The sequence below is a fragment of the Streptomyces sp. MST-110588 genome (genome assembly GCF_022695595.1).
Classification (GTDB): Bacteria; Actinomycetota; Actinomycetes; order Streptomycetales; family Streptomycetaceae; genus Streptomyces.
On sequence record NZ_CP074380.1, the window covers coordinates 190,263 to 210,898 of the forward strand.

General features: G+C 71.3%; 20 protein-coding genes. 10 read left to right on the plus strand and 10 right to left on the minus strand.

Features of this window, described 5'->3' with window-relative positions:
- The first annotated feature begins 53 nt into the window (after window positions 1-53).
- Entirely contained in the window at window positions 54-1,472 is a 1,419-nt protein-coding gene (locus KGS77_RS00955) for a succinic semialdehyde dehydrogenase (RefSeq protein WP_347404413.1), read from the plus strand.
- Window positions 1,473-1,474: 2 nt separating this feature from the next.
- Window positions 1,475-1,708, plus strand: a complete 234-nt coding sequence (locus tag KGS77_RS34800; RefSeq protein WP_347404414.1) for an aldehyde dehydrogenase family protein — start codon at window positions 1,475-1,477, stop codon at window positions 1,706-1,708.
- 58 nt (window positions 1,709-1,766) lie between these two features.
- Here the strand turns inward: KGS77_RS34800 and KGS77_RS00960 are convergent, their stop codons facing one another.
- The 7 genes from KGS77_RS00960 to KGS77_RS00990 form a co-directional block, all read right to left on the minus strand.
- Window positions 1,767-1,970, minus strand: coding sequence for a hypothetical protein (locus tag KGS77_RS00960; protein WP_242578111.1), 204 nt, complete (start codon window positions 1,968-1,970; stop codon window positions 1,767-1,769).
- A gap of 175 nt (window positions 1,971-2,145) precedes the next feature.
- On the minus strand, window positions 2,146-3,189 hold the full coding sequence (locus KGS77_RS00965) for a hypothetical protein (protein WP_242578125.1): 1,044 nt from the start codon (window positions 3,187-3,189) through the stop codon (window positions 2,146-2,148).
- Between the two features lie 179 nt (window positions 3,190-3,368).
- On the minus strand, window positions 3,369-4,292 hold the full coding sequence (locus tag KGS77_RS00970) for an NAD(P)H-binding protein (RefSeq protein ID WP_242578127.1): 924 nt from the start codon (window positions 4,290-4,292) through the stop codon (window positions 3,369-3,371).
- A gap of 211 nt (window positions 4,293-4,503) precedes the next feature.
- On the minus strand, window positions 4,504-5,658 hold the full coding sequence (locus tag KGS77_RS00975) for an XdhC/CoxI family protein (protein ID WP_242578130.1): 1,155 nt from the start codon (window positions 5,656-5,658) through the stop codon (window positions 4,504-4,506).
- Window positions 5,655-7,850 carry a xanthine dehydrogenase family protein molybdopterin-binding subunit gene (locus KGS77_RS00980; RefSeq protein WP_242578134.1) on the minus strand — a complete coding sequence of 732 codons (2,196 nt, stop codon included), beginning with the start codon at window positions 7,848-7,850 and terminating at the stop codon, window positions 5,655-5,657. Before KGS77_RS00980 ends, KGS77_RS00975 begins: the two co-directional genes overlap by 4 nt.
- Window positions 7,847-8,833 carry a xanthine dehydrogenase family protein subunit M gene (locus KGS77_RS00985; RefSeq protein ID WP_242578135.1) on the minus strand — a complete coding sequence of 329 codons (987 nt, stop codon included), beginning with the start codon at window positions 8,831-8,833 and terminating at the stop codon, window positions 7,847-7,849. Before KGS77_RS00985 ends, KGS77_RS00980 begins: the two co-directional genes overlap by 4 nt.
- On the minus strand, window positions 8,830-9,429 hold the full coding sequence (locus tag KGS77_RS00990; protein ID WP_347404415.1) for a (2Fe-2S)-binding protein: 600 nt from the start codon (window positions 9,427-9,429) through the stop codon (window positions 8,830-8,832). Before KGS77_RS00990 ends, KGS77_RS00985 begins: the two co-directional genes overlap by 4 nt.
- A gap of 344 nt (window positions 9,430-9,773) precedes the next feature.
- On the opposite strand from KGS77_RS00990, the gene KGS77_RS34805 reads away from it, so the two are divergent.
- The 7 genes from KGS77_RS34805 to KGS77_RS01015 all read left to right on the plus strand — a co-directional run bounded on the left by KGS77_RS34805 (window position 9,774) and on the right by KGS77_RS01015 (window position 17,384).
- Complete coding sequence (locus KGS77_RS34805; RefSeq protein WP_347404416.1) at window positions 9,774-10,592, plus strand: BTAD domain-containing putative transcriptional regulator; 819 nt, start codon at window positions 9,774-9,776, stop codon at window positions 10,590-10,592.
- 86 nt (window positions 10,593-10,678) lie between these two features.
- Complete coding sequence (locus KGS77_RS34810; RefSeq protein WP_347404417.1) at window positions 10,679-11,086, plus strand: hypothetical protein; 408 nt, start codon at window positions 10,679-10,681, stop codon at window positions 11,084-11,086.
- Between the two features lie 65 nt (window positions 11,087-11,151).
- Window positions 11,152-13,176: a hypothetical protein gene (locus tag KGS77_RS34815; RefSeq protein WP_347404418.1), complete on the plus strand. Its 2,025-nt coding sequence runs from the start codon at window positions 11,152-11,154 to the stop codon at window positions 13,174-13,176.
- A 95-nt stretch (window positions 13,177-13,271) separates the two neighbouring features.
- Complete coding sequence (locus KGS77_RS01000) at window positions 13,272-13,526, plus strand: hypothetical protein (protein WP_242587838.1); 255 nt, start codon at window positions 13,272-13,274, stop codon at window positions 13,524-13,526.
- Window positions 13,444-13,887 carry an erythromycin esterase family protein gene (locus tag KGS77_RS01005; protein ID WP_242578137.1) on the plus strand — a complete coding sequence of 148 codons (444 nt, stop codon included), beginning with the start codon at window positions 13,444-13,446 and terminating at the stop codon, window positions 13,885-13,887. The genes KGS77_RS01000 and KGS77_RS01005 overlap by 83 nt, the downstream gene beginning before the upstream one ends.
- Before the next feature lie 450 nt (window positions 13,888-14,337).
- Window positions 14,338-16,323 (plus strand): SMI1/KNR4 family protein, encoded by a 1,986-nt coding sequence (locus tag KGS77_RS01010; RefSeq protein WP_242578143.1) that lies wholly within the window; start codon window positions 14,338-14,340, stop codon window positions 16,321-16,323.
- Window positions 16,324-16,517: 194 nt separating this feature from the next.
- Entirely contained in the window at window positions 16,518-17,384 is an 867-nt protein-coding gene (locus KGS77_RS01015) for a nuclease (protein ID WP_242578151.1), read from the plus strand.
- Window positions 17,385-17,457: 73 nt separating this feature from the next.
- Here KGS77_RS01015 and KGS77_RS01020 read toward each other — a convergent pair whose 3' ends face one another.
- Both KGS77_RS01020 and KGS77_RS01025 read right to left on the minus strand, forming a co-directional pair.
- A complete protein-coding gene (locus tag KGS77_RS01020; protein ID WP_242578153.1) occupies window positions 17,458-17,919 on the minus strand; it encodes a hypothetical protein in 462 nt (153 codons plus the stop codon).
- Between the two features lie 77 nt (window positions 17,920-17,996).
- Window positions 17,997-18,920, minus strand: coding sequence for a DMT family transporter (locus KGS77_RS01025; RefSeq protein ID WP_242578154.1), 924 nt, complete (start codon window positions 18,918-18,920; stop codon window positions 17,997-17,999).
- Between the two features lie 366 nt (window positions 18,921-19,286).
- Between KGS77_RS01025 and KGS77_RS01030 the strand changes: the two genes are divergently transcribed.
- Complete coding sequence (locus KGS77_RS01030) at window positions 19,287-19,622, plus strand: Lsr2 family protein (protein WP_242578155.1); 336 nt, start codon at window positions 19,287-19,289, stop codon at window positions 19,620-19,622.
- Window positions 19,623-19,962: 340 nt separating this feature from the next.
- On the opposite strand, the gene KGS77_RS01035 is transcribed toward KGS77_RS01030, so the two are convergent.
- Window positions 19,963-20,472: a hypothetical protein gene (locus tag KGS77_RS01035; protein WP_242578156.1), complete on the minus strand. Its 510-nt coding sequence runs from the start codon at window positions 20,470-20,472 to the stop codon at window positions 19,963-19,965.
- Window positions 20,473-20,636: the final 164 nt, after the last annotated feature.

Genomic DNA, 20,636 nt, shown 5'->3' on the forward strand with positions numbered 1-20,636 from the left:
TAGTAGGATCCGTGAACTTTCCTTTCCGATCGAATGACGAATACACCGACGGCATGGCAGCAGGCCGCGAAACCACATCGCCCCCGGCGGCAGACCCCACCGCTACGCCAACCCGCGCGATCCCCCTGGCCGGCCGCACCGGACTTCCCCTGGGACGGGCCGTGGTCGACACCGGCACGGACACTCATAGCGGTGCCGGCACAGGTACGGGCACAGGATCCGGCGCCGCCGGGTACACCCTCAGCATCGCGCCGTTCACCGGCGCACCGCTGGGCCGTGTGCCGCACTGCGGGCCACGCGACCTGGACCGTGTCTTCTCCCGCGCCCGTACGGTCCAGCGCGCCTGGGCGGAGACCGGCGTACGCGGCCGGGCCGCCGTCCTGCTCCGCTTCCACGACCTGCTGCTGCGCCACCGGGACGACCTGCTCGACCTGATCCAGTACGAAGCGGGCAAGGCGCGCGCCCACGCCTTGGAAGAGGTGATCGACTGCGCCCTGACCACCCGCCATTACGCGCGCCGCGCCCCCGCCCTGCTGCGCCCACGGCGCCGCCGCGGAGCCCTGCCCCTGCTCACACATGTGGTGGAACACCGCCGCCCCCGTGGGGTCGTCGGCGTTCTGGCTCCATGGAACTACCCGCTCACCTTCGCCGTCTGCGACACCGTGCCCGCGCTGCTCGCCGGTAACGCGGTGGTGTGCAAACCCGACGTCCAAGGGGCGTTCACCGCACTGCGGGTACGGGACCTGCTGCACGAGGCGGGACTGCCGCACGGTCTGCACCAGGTCGTCACGGGTCCGGGCGATGAGGTCGGCCCGGCCGTGGTCGCCCGCAGCGATCATGTGACGTTCACCGGCTCCACCACGACGGGCCGCAGCGTCGCCGCCCTGGCCGGGGAACACCTCATCGACTGCACCCTCGAACTCGGCGGCAAGAACGCCTTCATCGTGCTGGACGACGCCGACCTGGACACCGCCGTACGCGGTGCGGTGCGGGCCTGCTTCACCGGTGCCGGTCAACTGTGCATGTCGGCCGAGCGGGTGCTCGTCCACGCCGATCGCAGTGCGGACTTCCTGCGGGCCTTCGCCGCCGCCACCCGCGCGCTGCGCCTGGGCGCCGCCTTCGACTACCGGGCCGACATCGGCTCGCTGGCCTCCGCGGCCCGGCTGCGTACCGTGGACGAACACGTCCGGGACGCGACCGGCAAAGGTGCTTCACTGGTAACGGGCGGGCGTCCCCGGCCGGACGTGGGGCCCTTCTTCTACGAGCCCACGATCCTCACCGGGGTCACCGACGCGATGAGCATGTACGGCCAGGAGGTCTTCGGGCCGGTGGCGGCCGTCGCCTCGTTCCGGGATGAACAGGACGCCGTGGAGCAGGCCAACGCCGGCCGCTTCGGACTCAACGCCAGTATCTGGACCTCCCGTCCCGCCGCGCACGGGCCCTGGCCGCCCGCATCCGGGCCGGTACGGTGAATGTGAACGAACCGTACGCAGCGGCGTACGCCTCCGTCGACGCCCCCATGGGCGGGATGAAGGACTCGGGCGTCGGCCGCCGGCATGGCCGGGACGGCCTGCTGAGCTACACCGAAGCGCAGACCGTCGCCACCCAGCGCCTGCTGCCCCTGACACCGCCGGACACCCTGTCCGGACAGTCCTATGCCACTTTCGTCACACGTCTGCTGCTGCTCGCCAAGCATCTGCGTGCATGAAATCTCAACGGGGCGAACCATGACGACCGGGCGGATGCCGCCCCTCCCGGACACCGGCTCAGTGGGTGGCGAGCCAGGCGATTCCGGCACCGGTCAGGACGAGGGGTACGGCCCATGAGGCCACGGCGACCCGGCGGAGGAGATATCCGGCGACAAAGGCCGTGCCGAGAACGGCGACCGTTCCCACCGTCCCCGGCAGCAGACCGTGGCTGTAGCCGAAGTCGTCGGCATAACGCAGCCACCTGAGCCATCCGAATGTCATTCTCACCCTCCCCTGACGCACCGATCACCGCTCCGCCGGCACGTCACAGCGGCGAAACACGGCGGAACGCGGCGGAACACAGCGGTGCGCAGGGGCGATGCAGCGGGGATCAACGTAACAAGTGGCAGCGCCCGGTTGACGAGCGGGGGACGCCTGCCCTGATGACCGGAGGTGGTCAGCCGCCGCGGTAGTGGTCGGCAACCGCGGCGAAGGCGGCCTTGGGCTCCCAGGGCAGGTCGGGGTAGGTGTCGCCGTGGCGGTCTTCGAGGACCTTGACGACACCGAGGCTGGCGAGGTCAAGATCGTCGCGGGCATCGCCGTCAGGGCGGTGGGGCAGGTTGTGGACCGCGAAGAGGAACACGAAGGCGCTGTCGACACCCTCGCTGTCGAAAATCTCCAGCAGCTCACGCACGTACGCCGCTTGGCCGGCCTCGTCCCGCTCGTACTTCCCGGACAGCCGGAGCGGCGCGCCGGTGGCTTCGTCGTATTCGAGAATTCCCATGCTGCGCGGTGCCATGTCACCCGCGCCGCGCCAGGTGGCGGTCCCGAAGCCGGTGATGGCGACCGGTTTGGGCTGTGCGGCTTCGGGCTGTGCGACCAGGCTGCGTACGCCCTCCCGGAATCGGTCGGCCACCTCCGCGGACCGAATGAGTTCGTACGTCATGAAGTCGAACACATCCCAGTCGACGCCTTCGAACTGTATGACGGCGTACGTGACTTTGCCGTGGAAGCGCTCGCGGACCATCGGCACGGCTTCGCGGAAGAAGGCGTTGAGGCGGGCGGCGACCGCGGCGAATTTCTCGGGCCGACGGGCCGGGTCGCCCAGCAGCCGGCCGAGTCGCTCCTCGGTGCTGTCGCCTTCGAGGAACCCCTGGTTCATGACGCTCAGTTCGACGCCCGCAACGAACACGACCTCGGCTCCCCGCGTCCGGAGTCGCTCGGCCCGCGCCGCACAGTCGGCTAACAGGGTGAGGATCTCATCGGTGGTCAGCTCCAACGGGTAGGGCGAGAACCAGACCTCCAGTCCCAGGTCGGCGGCGCAGCGGGCGGCGAACTCCAGGCGCTCCGGGTCACCGCCGGTGATGTGGACGGCGTTGCAGTGGAGGTCGTCGCGGATGACGGCCAGCTCCCTTGTGACCAGGTCCGGATCGAAGCGCTCCCGGGAGTTGGTGCCCTTGCGGAGGAAGCCGGTGTCGTAGCAGATGCCTTTGGCGCGCATACCTCTGACCTTCCTGTCGGGGCTTGCGGGTTCCCGGAGCACTGCACCGGACCACGCAATCCCGCTGCTCGCGTGCTGATCCGGTTCCGAGGCTGCCGTGCCGCAGGCCCGTTCTCCAGGCCGGACCACGGGCGCACGGGTGTGCGATACGGGCGCGTCGGCGCACCACGGTCAGGCACTCATATGGCGCGTCGGTTCACGCTGCTCCATATGAGTGCCGGGACGGTTTTACGGCAAGGTGGCGGCGGGTGCGAGCTGGTCGGCCGCGAAGTCCTCCGCCGAGCGCGGCGGGCGGCCGAGCACACGCCGGACGCCGTCCCCAGCCCTGCGACGCCTTCCCGGCGGTAGTTGGTGTACAGGTCGCGCAGACCGTCGACGACCGGCGCGGGGACCCCGCGCCGTGCCAGGTCCTCGCGCCAGGCGTCGTCCAACGGGACGTCGACGTACCGTACCCGCCTGCCCAGGGCCGCGCCGAAGCGTATGGCGAGTTCCGGCAGGGTCAGCGCGTGCGGGCCGCTGATCTCGATGTCGCCGCCGACCGGACGGTCCGCGAGGAGTTCGGCGAGCGCGACCTCCGCGATGTCCCGTACGTCCACATACCCCCGGGCACCGGCGGGCCCTGCGGGATCGGCCAGCGTACCGCCGGCGATCGCCGCCGCGGCCGTGAGGAAGTTCTGCAGGAAGCGGTCGGGCCGCAGAACGGTCAGTTCGGGAACACCGGCCCCACGCAGTCGCCCGGCGATGACGTCGTGGTTGCCGGTGACGGCATCCGGTACGGTCCCGGCGCCCGTGAACGCCCGGGCACCGAGCTTGACGATCCGTCGCACGCCCGCCTCCAGGGCCGCCAGGCCAAGGCCCGTCTCGACGGCGATCTGGTCCACGCTGAAGGGGTGCGCCAGGTAAAGCCGTTCAACTCCCGCCACCGCGCGGCGCACGTCGTCCGCGTCTGCGGCGTCCCCGCGGAACACCTCACCGCGCACCTCGCCCAGCGCCCGCGCACCGGCTTCGGAGCGGACGAGGAAGCGTACGTCCTCACGGCCGCGCAGTGCCTCGGTCAGATGGCGCCCGACCCCGCCGTTCGGCGTGGTGATCAAGATTGTCATCCGTTCTCTCCCGCTCCACGTACCCTCAAGATCGTTTCGCTTGGGCAACGGCGTCCGGCCAAGGCGCATTCCCGGTCGGCCGCGGGGGTGCGTGGGGGACTGTCCGATCGGCCGGGGAGGTGCGCGGGGCAACTGCCCGTATCACAGCGGGCGGATCAGCGAAGTGCCCCACCCATAAGGCACCGTGCCTCCTTCGCCCTCCCCCTCTCCCTCACAGCCGCGGGTGAACCGGCCCCTGCGTGTCGCGCAGTGAGGCGACGGTCGCACCGCGCACTCCGCGGAGCGCGATGATCTCGGCGCAGATGGCGACGGCGGTTTCCTCGGGCGTACGGGCGCCGATGGCGAGCCCGATGGGGGACATCAGCCGTTGCAGTTCATCGGCCCCGGCGCCGGCCGCGCGCAGCCGGTCCCGGCGATCCTCGTGCGTACGGCGGCTGCCCATCGCGCCCAGGTAACCGACGTCGGTCCGCAGGGCGGAGAGCACCGCGGGGACGTCGAACTTGGCGTCGTGGGTCAGGACACAGACGGCGTCGCGCGGTCCCAGGCCGGTGCCGACGCGGTCGAGGTAGCGGTGCGGCCAGTCGACGACGATCTCGTCGGCCATCGGGAAGCGGCGGTGGGTGGCGAAGGTTGCACGGGCGTCGCACACAGTGACCCGGTAGCCGAGCAGCTTGGCGGCGCGCGCCAGGGCCGCCGAGAAGTCGACGGCGCCAAGGATGATCATGCGTGGTGGCGGTGTGTAGGTGTCGATGAAGACGGTCGTCGTCACCGAGGGCGCGACCGACCCTGTAGTGGCACCGAGGGTATCGGTGGGGTTGGTGGCGTTGATGGCGTTGGTGGAGTCAGTGGTACCGGTGTATGTACGCAGCGCGTTGACGCCGTCCGCGATCGCCTCCCCGGCGTCCCGCAGCGCCGCACGGACACCGAAGTCCCCGGGGGCGGGCGGGCCGTCGGGCCGTACGAGCGCCTTGGCGCCCGTACCCGGTCCGTCGATCACCGTGACGAGCGCGAAGGGCCGCTCCGCGCGCACGGCGTCAGCCACCAGCAGATGCGTCGCATCCAGCTCCTCGATGAACAGCCGGACCGTGCCACCGCAGGTGAGGCCGACGGCGAAGGCGTCCTCGTCGCTGTAGCCGAAGGTCACCAGCCGGTGGCCGCCTCTCGCCAGGACGTCCAGCGCCTCGGCGACGACCGCGCCTTCCACGCAGCCGCCGGACACGGAGCCCGCCACCTCGCCGTCCTCGGTGACGGCCATGGCGGCGCCGGGCTGCCGCGGGCCGGATCCGGACACCTCCACGACACGGGCGACGGCCACCCGCCTGCCCTCGGCGCGCCAGCGGTCCAGGTCGTCCAGGATCTCTTTCACAGCAGGTCCTCCGCGGTGATCGGCAGGCTGCGGATCCGGCGGCCCGTGGCGTGGTGGACGGCGTTGGCGATCGCGGCGGCGGTGCCGTTGGAGCCGATCTCGCCGATGCCCTTGGCGCCGATGGCGCTGGCGTGCCGGTCCTCGTCCTCGATGAAGGAGACGTCCAGGTCACCGATGTCGGCGTGGACGGGGACGACGTACCCGGCGAGGTTCTTGTGCAGGAAGCGGCCCCGCCCCGGCTCCATGACGGAACGTTCCCGCAGGGCCTGGCCGAGGCCCCAGATGATGCCGCCGGTCAACTGGCTGCGGGCGGCGAGGGGGTTGATGATCCGGCCCGCCGAGTAGACGCCGACACCGCGGGTCATACGGACCAGCCCCAGGTCGGCGTCGACCCGCACCTCGGCGAAGAACGCTCCGTAGACCAGGGCGGAGACCTCCGAGGCGGTGCCGTTGGGGTGGGCACTGGCCTCGGGCGCCCAGTTGCCCTCGGCCTCCAGCGTGTCGATGCCCGCCTGCCGCATTCCCTCGAAGCCGCCCGCGGCCGTCAGCTTCTCCCGCAGGGCGGTGGCCGCCACGTGGACGGCGGAGCCGACACTCATGGTCGTCATGGAACCGAACACCCCGCCGTGCGCGGGCAGATCGCTGCTCCCGTGCCGGACCTCGATGTCCGCGGGGCCGATGCCGAGTGCTTGGGAGGCGACCGCCTGCACCATCGCCGGAATACCCGTGCCGATCTCCTCCGTGCCGGTCTCCACGACGATCCGGCCTCCGGCACCGGCCCGTATCCTGGCCGCGGCGGGCCCCCGGAAGGAGTCCATCACCGCGGTGGCCACGCCCCAGCCGATCAGGTCGTCGCCCTCGCGCAGCGAACCGGCCGGCGGCCGTCCGTCCCAGCCGAAGCGGCGGGCCCCCTCGCGCAGACACTCCACCAGGCGCCGCGAGGAGAACGGGCGGCCCGTCATGGGGTGCACTGTCGGCTCGTTGCGTATCCGCAGCTCCACGGGGTCCATGCCCAGTTCGTACGAGAGCTCGTCCATCGCCGACTCCAGGGCGAACAGACCGACGCCCTCGTTGGGCGAGCGCATCGGGGTCGGCGCGGGCCGGTCGACCTGCTCCACCCTGGCCTTGAGGGCGATGGCAGGGCTGGCGTACAGGCTGCCGGAGCCGGCGGTCGCGGCCTCGATGTGGTAGTCGGCGGCCCGTGTCGTGGCGTTGGTGCTGCGGTGCTCCAGAGCGGTCAGCCGGCCGTCCCGGCGGGCCCCGATCCGTACGCGCTGCCGGGTGGCCGCCTGGTGCCCGCACAGCGTGAAGGTCTGCGCCCTGGTCAGTACGAGCCGGACCGGCCGCCCGGCGACCCGGGCGGCGGCGACGGCCAGCGGCACGGGCTGCTGGAGGAACGCCTTGGACCCGAATCCGCCGCCCACATAGGGCGAGTGGACGGTGACGTTCTGGGGCGCGACGCCGAAGAGGGCCGCGACTGTGCCTTGGGTCAGCGCCACCGCCTGCGTCGACACGTGCAGGGTGAGGCGGTCTTCCTCCCACCACGCCAGTACGGCCGGCGGCTCGATGGCGTTGGCGTGCCGGTCGGAGGTGGTGTACGTGGCGTCGACCACCACGTCCGCGCGCGCCAGGCCCGCTTCGACGTCACCGACGCCCACATCGGGTTCCTCGCGCAGCAGCATCGGCCCCCTGGCTTCGATCTCCGGGGCGGCTCCGAACATGACGGGCTCGACCACGTCCTCGTACGAGGCGTCGACCAGGGAGGCCGCGTACCGGGCCTGCTCCCAGGTGCGGGCCAGGACGACGGCGACCGGCTGTCCTTCGTAGTGGATGCGGTCGTCCTGCATGACCAGCACCGTGTGCCCCATAGGGGGCGAGGGCATGGGGTTCAGGCGCGGCATGTCCTGATGGCGGATGACGCGTACGACGCCGGGGGCGCGCTCGGCCGCCGCCGTGTCCAGGGCGGCCAGCCGGCCGGTGGGTACGGTGGCGGTGACCAGGGCCGCGACCAGCGCATCCGGATGCGGACGGTCGGCGGTGTAGAGGGCCGCTCCGGTCAGTTTGGCGGGACCGTCGGGCCTGCGGAGGCCCTGAGGGGCGGAACCGCCGGGCCTGTGCGGACCCTGAGGGGCTGGATCATCGGGCCTGCGCACCCCCTGAGGGGCGGGTCCGGTCTTTCCGTTCGTCTTCACGCGGCACCTCCCGCGACACGCAGCGCCCGTACCGCCGCGCGCTGCGCCAGCTCGATCTTGTACGCGTTGTCCGGCAGCGGCAAGGCGTCCTCGAAGGATGCCGCCACGGCCGACCGCAGTCCGTCCACGTCACTCAGTGCGACGCCCACCAGCGCGTCCTCGGCGGCCCACAGCCGCCACGGCCGGGGCGCGACACTGCCGAGCGCCAGCCGGGCCCGGTTGATCACCTCACCCTCCACCTCGACGCTGACGGCGACGGAGACCAGGGCGAATTCGTAGGAGGCCCGCTCCCGTACCTTCAGGTACCAGGAGGTGCCGTGGTCCGGCGGGACCTCGACGCCGGTGACCAGCTCGTCGGGCCGCAACCGGGTGTGCAGTTCGGGCCGGTCCTGCGGCAACCGGTGGAATTCGGTCACGGGAATGCGCCGCCGGCCCCTCCGGCCGCTCTCCGTCACGACCACCGCGTCCAGCGCCGCCAGTGCGACCGCCAGGTCGGACGGGTGGGTGGCCGCGCACGCCGGGCTCCAGCCGAACAGCGCGTGCGCACCGGTGTCGCCGCCCGCCAGCGCGGCACAGCCGGAGCCCGGCTCCCGCTTGTTGCACGGCAGGGCGGTATCGGCGCGGAAGTACGGGCAGCGGGTGCGCTGGAGCAGGTTGCCGCCGATGCTCGCCATGTTCCGCAGTTGCGCGGAGGCCGAGCGCAGCAGCGACTCGGTGATCGCCGGGTATCTCCGGGCGACTTCCGGATGGGCGTGTACATCGCTCATACGGGCCAGGGCGCCGAGCCTCAGTCCGTCGTCATCGACGTCGATGCCGTCCAGAGGGAGGCCGTTGATGTCCACCACCCGCTCGGGGCGTTCGATGCCTTCCTTGAGCCAGTTCAGCAGCTCGGTTCCGCCGGCGAGGAGCTGTGTCCCCGGTTCGGTACGGGCCGTCAGCGCCTGCTGAAGGGTGGTGGCCCTCTCGTACGTGAAGGTCTTCATCGGCTGGTGCTCCCCGTTCCGCCGTGTCCAGGGGCAACGGTTCCTGGGACAACAGTCCCGTAGGCAACAGACCCGTGGGCAACAGTCCCGTGGGCAACGGTTCCGGGCACCCCGGCCCCGGGCTGTGCCGCGGCCTCGGTGATCGCCTCGACGATCTGCGGATAGGCGGCGCAGCGGCAGATGTTGCCGCTCATCCATTCCTTGATCTCCTCGGCCGTGTTGGCCCGCCCCTCGGCGATCAGCGCGACCGCCGACATCACCTGGCCCGGGGTGCAGAAGCCGCACTGGAAGGCGTCCTTGTCCAGGAACGCCAGTTGTACGGGATGCATCTGGCCCTGCGGCGCCAGGCCCTCGACCGTGGTGATCCTCTTGCCTTCTGCGGCCCGGGCCAGCGTCATACAGGACAGCACCCGGCGGTCGTCGACCAGGACCGTGCAGGCTCCGCACTCGCCGCGGTCGCACCCCTTTTTGGTGCCGGTCAGACCCGCCCCGTCGCGCAGGACGTCCACGAGTGTGGCCCGGCCGTCCGCGGTGAGGTGGACCGGCCGGCCGTTGACGGTCAGGGACAGCGGCGTGTGATCGCCGCTCGCAGGCATAGCGCTGCCTGCACCGTCCGCGGTATCGGTACCCGTACCCCTGTCGGCGCTGCTACCAGGGTGGTCATCGGTGCCGACACCCGCGTCGGCACCGGTGTGGACATCAGTGGACACCATGCTCCTCGTGTTTCCGCGCTTCCTTGTTGCTTTATTGCTTTATTGCGCTGCTGCGCTGCTGCGCTGCTGCGCTGTTGCCTTGAGTTCCCGGTGCTTCCGTACGACTCGTGGCAGACCACTGTGCGCGGCGGCGCTCACGGCCCGCTGACGACCGGCTGCCGGCCGCTGACGACGGGCTGTCGATCGGCTGGTGATCGGCTGTCAGTGCTCCGGGTTACGGTTCTGACATGCGGTTCGGGGTGCTCGGCCCACTGACGGTGTGGGACGACGAGGGAAAGCCGGTGGCGGTGCCGGGGACGAAGGTCCGGGCACTGCTCGCCGCGCTGCTGGCGTACGGCGGCGGGCCGGTGTCGGCCGACCGGCTCATCGAGGACCTGTGGGGCGAGCGGCTGCCCGGCCGCCCGGCCGGCGCCCTGCAGACGAAGATCTCCCAGCTCCGCGGGGCCCTGGGGAGGGACCGGGTGAGCTACCGCGCGCCCGGCTACGTGCTCCGGCTCGACGACGGCGCGGTGGACGCCGGCCGCTTCCGTACGCTGCTGGAGCAGGCCCGTGCCGACGCCGACCCGGCAGCGCGCGCGGCCGTCTTCACCGAGGCGCTCGCCCTGTGGCGCGGGCCCGCCTACGCCGACTTCGCCGACGCGGCGTTCGTCCGTACGGCCGCGGCGGCGCTGGAGGAGCAGCGGCTGACCGCGCTGGAGGAACGCGCCGAGGCCCGGCTCGAACTGGGCGAACACGGCCCGCTGGCCGATGAGCTGTCCGCGTTGGTGGCCCGGCATCCGCTGCGTGAGCGGCTGCGGGCCGCCCAGATCCAGGCCCTGTACGGGGCGGGCCGGCAGAGCGAGGCGCTCGCCTCCTACCGGGAGCTGAGCACGAGGCTGGCCGAGGAGCTGGGTGTGGACCCCGGCCCCGCGCTCGCCGCGCTGCACCGGTCCGTCCTGACCCAGTCCCTGGAGCCGCCCGCCGCCCGGCCCGCTCCCCGCCTGCTCCTTCGCCCGCTTCCCCGGTCGGTGTACCCACCACCGCACCGTCAACCGCACCGCCTGTAGCCGTCACCGCTCCGCTCCCCACGCCACCTGCCGTACCGGCGAGCCCGTACACATCCCAGTCACCCCACCGACCCCACCCCCTCCATATGCGCCGTACCGACCTCCCCGTCCCGCTCACCGGCCTCATCGGCCGGGAGGTGGCCACGGCCGAGGCGCGCGCCGCGCTGACGGACAGCCGTCTGGTGACGCTCACCGGCCCCGGTGGCGTCGGCAAGACCCGGCTCGCCGTGCAGATCGCCCAAGAACTCGTCGGCTCCTTCCCCGACGGCGTGTGGATGGTCGACCTCACCGGGCAGCGCGGTTCCCTCACCGATCTCATCGAAGTGGTCGCCGCCGAGCTGGGCATCCGTGACGACGGCGTTCCGGCGTCCGGGGGCCGGCGCCTTCTGGGCCCGGCGCCCTCGCCGGTCATCTGGCCGCCGCCCTGTGTGACCGGCGGGCCCTGCTGCTCCTGGACAACTGCGAGCAGATCATCGGGCCGGTCGCCGCGCTGACCGCGCGTCTGCTGAGCGGCGCCCCCGCGCTGCGGGTGCTGGCCACCAGCCGTGAGCCGCTAGGGGTGGCGGGTGAGACGGTACGGGTCGTCCATCCGCTCCCGACCGCCGAGGCCGTACGGCTCTTCGCGGCCCGCGCCGCCGCCGCGTCACCGGGCTTCGCCCTGGACGCCGCCAACTCGGCGGCGGTGGAGGTGATCTGCCGCCGGCTGGACGGTCTTCCGCTGGCCCTGGAACTGGCCGCCACCCGCGTGCGCGCCCTGGGCGTCCATGAGCTGGCCGAGCGGCTCGGCGACCGGTTCCGCGTCCTGACCGGCGGCCACCACGGCGCCCCGGCCCGCCAGCAGACCCTGCGCGCCGTGATCGACTGGAGCTGGGAACTGCTCACCGAGCCCGAGCGCATCGTGCTGCGCCGCCTGGCCGCTCATGTCGACGGCTGCACGCTCCAGGCGGCCGAGGCGGTGTGCGCGGGCGACGGGGTGGCCCGCGAGGACGTCCTCGGCCTGCTGGCCCGTCTGGTCGACCGCTCCCTGGTCGTCATGGCGGAGACCCCCACCGGCGTCCGCTACCGCCTCCTGGAGTCGGTGGCCGCCTATGCCACCGAGCGCCTGCACGATACGAAGGACCACGAAGCCGTACAGGGACGTCATCTCACCTACTACACCGAACTGGCCGAGCAGGCCCAGCCCCTGCTGCACGGCCCCGGCCAGCACCGCTGGCTGCGCCGCCTCGACGCGGAGAGCGCGAACCTGCGCGCGGCGCTGGAGAGCGCCGTACGCCGGGGCGCGGCACGGGCAGCACTGCGTTTGGTGCGGGCACTGCCCTGGTACTGGCTGCTGCGCGGCCGTATGGGCGAGGCCCGCCGTGCCCTGGAGACCGCGCTGACGGCCGAGGGCCCGGCCCCTGTGAGCCTGCGCGCCGAAGTACGCGGCCTGCGGGACGGTTTCGCCCTGCTGGCGGGCGGCCCGGAACCCCTCACCGCCCGCGCGGAACGGGCGTACGCGGAGGCCGGACGGACACCGGCGTCCCACATACCGCCCCCGGCTCCTTCGCGGCACGCCACCGCCCCGTACAAATTCACTGCGTACGAGGAGATATCGGACCCCGTCAGCCGGGCGAGGCTGCGGTGGTTCCACGCGTACGCCCTGGCCTACATCGGCGAGGTGGCCACCAGTGAGGAGCTGACCGATCAGGCGCTGGCAGCGTTCCGTGAGCACGGCGACGACTGGGGGGTGGCCGCCGCCTTCGGCCAGCGCGCCCTGCACGACCTGTTCCGCGGCGACATGCCCGCGCTCGCCAGGGACAGCGAGTACAGCGTCCGGCTGTTCCGCGAACTGGGTGACGGGTGGGGTGAGTTGCAGACCAGCATCCCGCGCGCCGTACTGGCCGAGATCAACGGCGAGTACGCCGAGGTCGCCGAGATCCTGCGGGACGGCCTGCGCATCGCCGAGGAACTGGGCCTGTCCTCCGAGGTCTCCTTCCGCCTCTCGGGGCTGGGCCGTCTGGCCCTGCTGACCAAGGACTGGGACCGGGCCCGGGAACTGCACGAAAAGGCCCGTCGCCTCGCCGTGGAACAGGGCTTCGCCTTCGGTGAGATCTACGCCGAGATAGGACTGGCCATGGGCGCGCGCCGGGCAGGCGATCTGGACGCCGCCGAATCGTATCTGCACCGCGTACGGGAGTGGTACCTCCGCTCGTCGTCGGACCCCGCCAACCCCCTGATCCTGGCCGAGCTGGGCTTCGTCGCCGAGCTGCGCGGCGACCAGGCCGCCGCCCGTGACCTGCACCTCCAGGGGCTGGCCATCGCCCGCTTCAGCAGCGACCCGCGCGCCCTGGCGCTGGCTCTGGAAGGACTGGCGGGCGCCTTCGTCCTCGCGAACCGCCCGGCAACGGCCGCCCGACTGCTGGGCGCCGCCGCGGCAGCCCGTGAGACGGCGGGCGCCCCCCTGCCGCACGCCGAGCGCGGCGACGTCGACCGGATCACCACCGCCGCGACAACCGCCCTGGGCGAGGCCGCCTTCCGCGCCGCTTTCACCGAAGGCACCGAAGAGCCCGTGGACGAACTGGTGACGTGTCTGACCACGACCTGAGCAGAGCCGGAAGCCGACGCGCCGGCTTCCGCCCCGGTTCCGCCCCCGCCATTCCAAACCCCGCGGCCGGTGATGATCTCCAGCCGCTGAGAAACGTGCTGGGCAACGCGCGTGTCGTGGGATTGGGAGAGGCCACACACGGGACGCGGGAGTTCTTCCGGCTCAAGCACCGTCTGCTGGATTTCCTGGTCACGGAGATGGATTTCTCGGTGCCGGCCATGGAGGCGAGCGCATCAGCGGGACCGGCCGTCGACGCCTACGTGCGCCATGGCGTCGGGGACGCGGCAACGGTGCTCACCCGGGCTGGGATTGTGGACGTGGCGTACGTACGAAGTCCTCGCGGTGATTGAGTGGCTGCACGCGTACAACCCCGGCCGGGCCGAAGAAAGGAAAGTCCGCTTCGTGGGGATCGATCCGCAGCGTTGCGGCGCCTCGATCACCGTGCTCGACACCTTCTTGAAGGAGCGCGCACCGGGCCGGATCACCGGGCTCGACGGTGCGCTCGGCGTACTTGCCCACGCCCGTCCAGGTCAGCACCCCGATCCGCAGCGGCGTCCGGTGTGCGCCGCCGACGAGCTGGTCGCATTCCTCATGGCACGGCAACGCGTACTACGCGCTGGCGCTGCTGTTCGGGAAGGGCTCGTTCCGCGCCTTCCGGGTCTGGCCCGGGCCCTGGGCGGGGCCCAGGGCCCGTTCCCGGCATCCGGTTGAGAACAGCGTCGGCAGGGCCGACTCCATGACGGTGGAAGGACATCTCGCCACTGCCGGACACAGCAACCTTCTTCTCGACCTCCGCTCCGCGACGCGCAGTTTCGGTGCTTATGTGCCCCGCTGGAGCTACCGCCTGCACCGGAGGCCGACAGTGCCGGCACGGGAGTACGACGGACTCGCCTACGTCGCCACCACAACCAGCTCGCGGCCCCTGCCGCCCGTCGGAGCCGCGTGGTGAGGGCATCCGTCGCCGATGAGAACTGGTCGTCGCCGATGACGAACTGGTCCCCCGACGTGTTCTCGGCTGCTTCGCCCAGCCGGGCCACGATCTGCGCGTAGCGCTTCGGGCCGAGGTTACCGGCCTTCTCCGTGTCCGTGGCCGGGGCCGTCTGCGCTCCGGACCCGGCCGGAGGCGGGAGGATTGTCAGTGGTGGCTGCCACGATGGCCACATGACTGAGACAGCCACTGAAACAGCAGGTGCAGCCTACGACTGGCAGGGCTTCCTCACGCGGTGGAGCGAGGAGTGGGCGGACGCGTACGACCCGGGAAAAGCGCGGGACGCGGGTGACGAGGAAGCGTGCCGCGCCCGCTGGCTGGGCTTTGCGCCCGCGACGCCCGCACGGATCGCGGCCCTCGAAGAGCGCCTGGGGCACCGGCTCCCGCCGTCGTACCGGACGTTCCTGGAGGTCACCGACGGCTGGCGGCACGCGGGCGGTTTCGTATGGCTGCTGGCGGGCACGGAGGGGGCCTGCTGGTACGAGGACGATGCCGGGCTCGCCGAGATCTTCCAGGAGGACCTGGACGAGGACGCGACGCGGGAGGAGATCCTGGAAGCCACGATCTGGACCCGGGGACTCCAACTGGCCATGGAATCCGACGTCGTGGACGTACTGATGGACCCGGACGATGTGGACGAGCACGGCGAATGGGCGGTGTACACATGGGCGCCCTGGCGGGCCAGCCCTCCGGAACGCCACGTGTCCTTCTGGGAGTACATGCAGGACGCCTACCGGCAGTTCCACAGGCTGCGGGCGTGCGCCGAGGACCGGCCGGAGTTCGTGAACGCCACGACGCAGGAGCTGGACCGGTGCGTGGAAGAGGCCCGGCGGGACGCGCTGCGGGGCGCGTACGAGCAGGCCGAAGGGGCTCTCGCTAAGGCGCAGGAGTTCGGCAGGCCCCGGGCCGGGGCGCTGCGGGACCAGATCAAGTGGCTGCTCGGCGAGCAGTACGCCCGGCACTTCGACGGGCTCGCCGGTGATCCCGTGTACGCGCCGGAGCTGGCGCCCGTGCTGCTCGCCGACCGCGCGAAGCAGTCCTGGGACGCCGACAGCGTGTACGCGCCCCATCCGCCCGTCGGATCGGAGGAGGTGCGCACACTGGAGCACGAGCTGCTGCGGCAGCTACGGGAGGGCAGCTACGCGTACACCGCGACGGGGCCGTTCGGTGACGCCGTGAACAGGGCCCGGGAGCAGGCCCGCTGGGGCGAGACGGACGCGGCCTGGCGGACGCTGCTCGCGGCGCTGCCCGAGTGGCAACCGCTGGGGCCCGATCACCTCGCACCGGTCGGTCTGGTCGCCGACCCGCTGCTCGGCCCCCTCCTGACGCCGGAGCGGGGCCGGGCGCTGCTGGCCACACCCCGGGGCGAGGAGGCGACCGGCGTCGTCGCGGCAGCGGTCGACGAGGACCCCGAAGGTCTTGCGTGGCTTGCGGAGGAGTCGCAGGACGGAGGACGTCAGGCGTACCGCTTCCTCCTGGTGGAGGGCGTGGAGCCCGCCGAGCTGCCCGCCCTCGTCGGCGCCGGGGAGGACACGGCGCTGCGAGCGCCGATGACATGGTGGGACGCGCGCCAGGCATCGCAGCCGAGTGGGGTGTTCTCCTCGTACGACGACAAGGCGGTGGTCGCGGTCGGCCGGGCCGGGCGTGGCTGGAGCTTCGCGTTCGACGGTGACCCGCAGCCGTTCAGCGAGGAGCGGTTCACCTCGCCGGCCGTCGCCGCGTCCCGGCACGGCCGTGCCGCGGTGGTCTGGGCCGCGCCCGACGAGTTCGACAGGGGCGCCCTGTTCCACCTCTCCGTCGCGGAGCACGGCACACAGCGGTATGCGTTCACGGTCCTCGGCGAACGGTGCGAGCGCTTGGGGGAGATACCGCAGGAGCTGGCGCCGGAACGCCTCTTTCCTCAGATCTTCCCTCAGATCCGGGACGGTGGCCAGGACCGGGAACGGCGGGGCGAGGCCGCCGCCCTGGCGGCGATCGCCGCGGCGTTCGGTGTCACGCTGCCCCGTTTCGCCCTGACGCACGGCCGGTTGCACACCTTCACCACCCGCTCCTGGACGCGCCCACCGGGCCCGGGGGAAACGTACGCGGTCATCACCATAGGCTCGTCCCACCCGGGCATCCCCGTCCATGGAGTCCATGGAGAGGAGGACTCCGACTGAACGGCGGCGGGCGTACGGCGCGCGGTGCGCAGCGCGCCGTACGGGGTATGGCGGGTGGCGTATGCCGTACGGACGTACGACGCGGAGGCTGTACGCGTCCCGGTCGTGGGTCGATGCTGGGGAACGCGTGCGCAACGGGAAGGCCGAGTCGTTCCCTGCCGGCGGGAACGGCCTTCCCGCACGGGGAGGCCACCATGCCGATGCTCCTGATCGAGGGTACGTACCGGGTGATCGGGGCCCGGCCGGACGGCGACTCCGTACGGTTCACGCCCGCCGACCCCGCCCAGTGGAACCTGGTCGAAGGCCCCCACCGGGTACGGCACAACAGCACCGGTGCGGCCCAGCTCCGGCTCGACGGCATCGACACGCTGGAGACCCACTACCGGCCGCCCCACGGCGTCGAACTCCACCAGCCCGCGCCCTTCGCCGACCGCGCCACCGACACCCTCATAAGCTGGCTCGGTTTCACCTCGGTACGGCGTGATGCCCAGGGCACCATCACCGCATCCACTCCCGACCGGGCTCCGGGGTACATCCTCACCCGTGGCGCCGATCTCTACGGGCGGTGTGTGGCGCTGGCCGGACGCGGTCCGGCCCCGGGGACGAGCGGCCGGCCGATCCGGGTGGACGTCGCCGCGCTCCAGCAGACCGCCAACCACCACCAGCTCTCCGAGGGCATCGCCTACCCGACGTACTACCGCAACCTCTTCGTCGACCTGCGCGCCGCGCTGACCGATGCCGTCCACCAGGCCCAGAAGGCGGGCGCGGGGCTGTGGCCGTCCGATGTCACGACGGTCGGGGCCGAGATCGACGGGCTGTCCGCGATCACCGACCGTGTGGTCTTCCTGCCCAAACTGTTCCGCCGCCTCGCCGATTACCTCACTCTCGGCGCCGGCGACCCGTCGCTCGCGGGCTTCCGCGCTTTCCTGGACCAGCGGGCGGACCGCGTACTGGTGCTGTCCACCGGGCAGTTCACCGGTTTGAGCACACTCGTCGAGGTCCACGACCGCACCGTACGGCTCACCCGGCCGCCCGAGGACCTGGTGTTCGAGGAGAAGTGAGCAGCGGACGTCGGTACTGCCGGCCCCGGCAGGTCGTCACGGCTGCCCACCGCCTTCGACGAGCCACGATGTTTCAAAGACCGGGAAGCAGTTCCGCTTCCGCGCGGTCCACGGACCGCGGGCTCCAGCGGCTGACCGTTTTGGAGTTCACGACCAGGACGTCCGGAAAGCCGGCCTCGTAAAAACGAAGGTACCCGATGACTCCGACTGTTGTGGTCCGCGCGGCGAGCCACTTGAGCAGGCCCTCCAGATCCCAGAATTCGTCCGGGTGCACCTCTTGGCGCGCGGTCAACGCCCATCCGTGCGGAGCCGGTCGGAGCTCCCCGACAAGAACGCCGCCAATACGCGACGCGGGGCCCCTGGAAGCGAGCAGGGGGTAAGTGTCCGTGCCCGGAATTCCTTCCCCCGCGCAGCCCTCGGTATCGTCACCGGCGTCTTCGCTGGCGTCCAAATGCCGGCGCAGCAGAGCCAGGTCCGGGCCGGGCAAGGAGGCCGGAAGGTCGAGCGCGAGCTGCAATTCATAGAGATCACCCATACGAAAAGACTACGGTCAGCCCCACACGGTCACACGCCTCGGCCCCCGCGCCGTCACACACACCTACCTGCGGGCCGTCACACAGGTCGCCGCACGTCCGACACGCCGGTGGACGACTGCCGTTCCGGCGATCCCGGCGATGCGGATTCCGGGCTCTCGGTGTCGACGCGCAGCAGGGCCAGTACGCCCCAGGTGACCATCACCGCTCCAACGATCTCCGGGACCAGCCACCATCCGGCGCGTACCCGGTCCCCGTACACCAGGATGCCCAGGGCCAGGCTGATGACCGCCTCGCCCAGCGTCAGAGCGGGCTGCGAGGCCACCAACGGGCCGGACTCCATGGCGTTGGCCAGCAGGAACAGGGCGCAGGCCCCCGCCGCCACGAAGGCGTAGGTCTGCCAGCAGGCGAAGAAGGCGCCGGCGCCGTCCCGGTCGAAGGTGTCGGTGGCGGACTTCATCAGGGTCGCGGTCAGGGCGTACCCGATCGCGGAGGCCGAACTGAACAGGGCCGCACGGGCCTTGCCCCGTGGCCGTGGCAGGGCGAAGAGCACACACAGCGCCATGGCACCGACGGTGGTCAGGAGGGTCAGCACCCACATGCCCGGGGCGACCTCGGTCCCTCCCCCGGAGGGCGCCGCGGCGGCCAGCGCCATCCCGAGTCCCGCCGCGACCACGACGGCCGCCACCCAGCCGGCCGTGGGCAGCCGCCGCCGGGCGAGCGCGGCGGCGATCAGGAGGGTAAAGGGCAGTTCGGTGACCAGGATCGGCTGCACCAGCGAGAGCGATCCCAGGGTCAGCGCCAGCGCCTGGCAGGCCGCGGCGCCGACCACCACGGCGATTCCGCCGAGCCACGCCGGGCTGCTCAGCAGATGCCGTACGAACCGGACGCTGAAGGCGTCGTCCGGGGGCACGGTCCGGGCGGCCACCCGCTGGAGCACCGTGCCGGCGGCGTTGCCCACGGCTGCCAGCAGGGCGAACAGCGCGGAGAGCTCGGGTACCACGGGCTTCCTCCAATCGACGCGTCGGCCGCTGGCCCCCTGACCTGTGGCCTGTGGCCTGTGGCCTGTGGCCTGTGGCCGCAACGGTGGCAGAGCGACCAGGCGGGCCGGGACCGCACCACCGTACGAGAACGACGGTCACACGATCAGCCGCGCGCGAAAACCCGGGCTCTCCACGCCCCGCCCTCCCCTATCTTCCCTCCACATCCCCCATACCTCCCACTGCCCACTCCCCTGCGGATGACCGCCCACGACGAACCCATACCTCCCTTCCACGGATTGTCGAGAAAGAAAGCAACACGTCCTTTCGGGTACGCGTAAACTGCCCGCGCCAGCACGGAAATCGCCAGGACGAGCAAAGGAACCTTCGTGGCTCAGAAGATCGTCACGCTCTACATCGACGACCTCACCGGAGAAGAGGCCGAGGACACCGCCACGCACACTTTCTCCCTCGACGGGGTGTCGTACGAGATCGACCTGGGACCGGACAGTTACGAACAGATGCTTCAAGCCTTCGGTCCTTTCGTGAAGGCGGCGCGCCGGACCGGAAAAGCCAAGGGCCCGGCCGCCCGGCGCAGGACGAAGAGCGGTGAAGGCGAGGACACCGCGGCGATTCGCACCTGGGCCAAGGCCAACGGGTACGCCGTGAACGACCGCGGCCGGGTGCCCGCCGAGATTCGCGAGGCTTTCACCCAGGCCCGTTAGTCCCACCATCGAATCCGGCCCGAGCTGCGCACGGACCAGCAGGCCGTACTGCGCGGCTCCGGCCCGGAACCGGTGGTACGGGCCGGGGTAGCAGCGCCCGTATCGGAGGGGTCTGCTCACCCTGCGCACGTCACGGGACGTGTCACCCGACGCGTCCTGTGACGTGTCGCAGGACGCACTGGAGGAGGTGTTCCGAACAGCTCCCCCGCCCCGTATCACGGAGTGCCCGTTCCACCTGGCCCTGCCTCCGGAGCCGGCCGTATCGCGGCCCCGGAGGTGATCCGCCGACGGCCGTCCGGGCGGCCCCGGCGGCTCAGGTGGCTCCAGCGGCTCAAGCGGCTCAAGCGGCCAGTTCGTACGCTTCCAGGCGTTTGATCATGCGGCGGACGATCAGCAGGGGGATGACCCCGAAAATCCCGAATGACATGTCGATCATCTGCCAGTAGAAGGGAATTCCCCGGATCGGTCCGCAGATCAAAGCCAGCGGAATGATTCCGGCACACGCGATCATGCCGAAGTCGATGACCCAGATGTTACGGACCGGATCCCGGTACGGGCCGTAGAAGGCGACCGCGATGACCAGGTGCGCGAAGGCGAGCCAGTCCGTGCCGTACAGCACGAACGGATACTTCGCGTCGGTCGCCTCCAGGCCCTCTCGGACCCTGCTGATCCACTCCATCAGTCCCGGCAGATGCTCGGGAACCGGTGAGATGCCGGACCTCAGCAGATCCTCCGCCCACCACAATTCGGTGACGAGCGGAAAAGCCGTCAGACCGCTCAGCACGAGGCAGACGAGGAAAATTGCCAACCAGATACGAATACGGCGCCGAAGCGCTCTACGGCCCTCCATGATCTGGAGCGTACTCCCGGCTGAACGGCACCCCGACACCGGGTCCGACCAGGCAACTCACCCCTCCCGCGCCGCCAGGTTCATGTGCAGCGGGCCGCGCGGCGGTCGCCATCGATGTGGAATGTCAATGGGCGGCTGAACGTGTTGGTGATACGGCTGGTACG

What these genes read in the sequence shown, in the direction of transcription:
- KGS77_RS00955 (WP_347404413.1), top strand. Translation starts at nt 54, where the DNA reads ATGGCAGCAGGCCGCGAAACCACATCGCCCCCGGCGGCAGACCCCACC.
- KGS77_RS00960 (WP_242578111.1), bottom strand. Translation starts at nt 1,970, where the DNA reads ATGACATTCGGATGGCTCAGGTGGCTGCGTTATGCCGACGACTTCGGC.
- KGS77_RS00965 (WP_242578125.1), bottom strand. Translation starts at nt 3,189, where the DNA reads ATGCGCGCCAAAGGCATCTGCTACGACACCGGCTTCCTCCGCAAGGGC.
- KGS77_RS00970 (WP_242578127.1), bottom strand. Translation starts at nt 4,292, where the DNA reads ATGACAATCTTGATCACCACGCCGAACGGCGGGGTCGGGCGCCATCTG.
- KGS77_RS00985 (WP_242578135.1), bottom strand. Translation starts at nt 8,833, where the DNA reads ATGAAGACCTTCACGTACGAGAGGGCCACCACCCTTCAGCAGGCGCTG.
- KGS77_RS00990 (WP_347404415.1), bottom strand. Translation starts at nt 9,429, where the DNA reads ATGCCTGCGAGCGGCGATCACACGCCGCTGTCCCTGACCGTCAACGGC.
- KGS77_RS34805 (WP_347404416.1), top strand. Translation starts at nt 9,774, where the DNA reads ATGCGGTTCGGGGTGCTCGGCCCACTGACGGTGTGGGACGACGAGGGA.
- KGS77_RS34810 (WP_347404417.1), top strand. Translation starts at nt 10,679, where the DNA reads ATGCGCCGTACCGACCTCCCCGTCCCGCTCACCGGCCTCATCGGCCGG.
- KGS77_RS01005 (WP_242578137.1), top strand. Translation starts at nt 13,444, where the DNA reads ATGGCGTCGGGGACGCGGCAACGGTGCTCACCCGGGCTGGGATTGTGG.
- KGS77_RS01010 (WP_242578143.1), top strand. Translation starts at nt 14,338, where the DNA reads ATGACTGAGACAGCCACTGAAACAGCAGGTGCAGCCTACGACTGGCAG.
- KGS77_RS01015 (WP_242578151.1), top strand. Translation starts at nt 16,518, where the DNA reads ATGCCGATGCTCCTGATCGAGGGTACGTACCGGGTGATCGGGGCCCGG.
- KGS77_RS01020 (WP_242578153.1), bottom strand. Translation starts at nt 17,919, where the DNA reads ATGGGTGATCTCTATGAATTGCAGCTCGCGCTCGACCTTCCGGCCTCC.
- KGS77_RS01035 (WP_242578156.1), bottom strand. Translation starts at nt 20,472, where the DNA reads ATGGAGGGCCGTAGAGCGCTTCGGCGCCGTATTCGTATCTGGTTGGCA.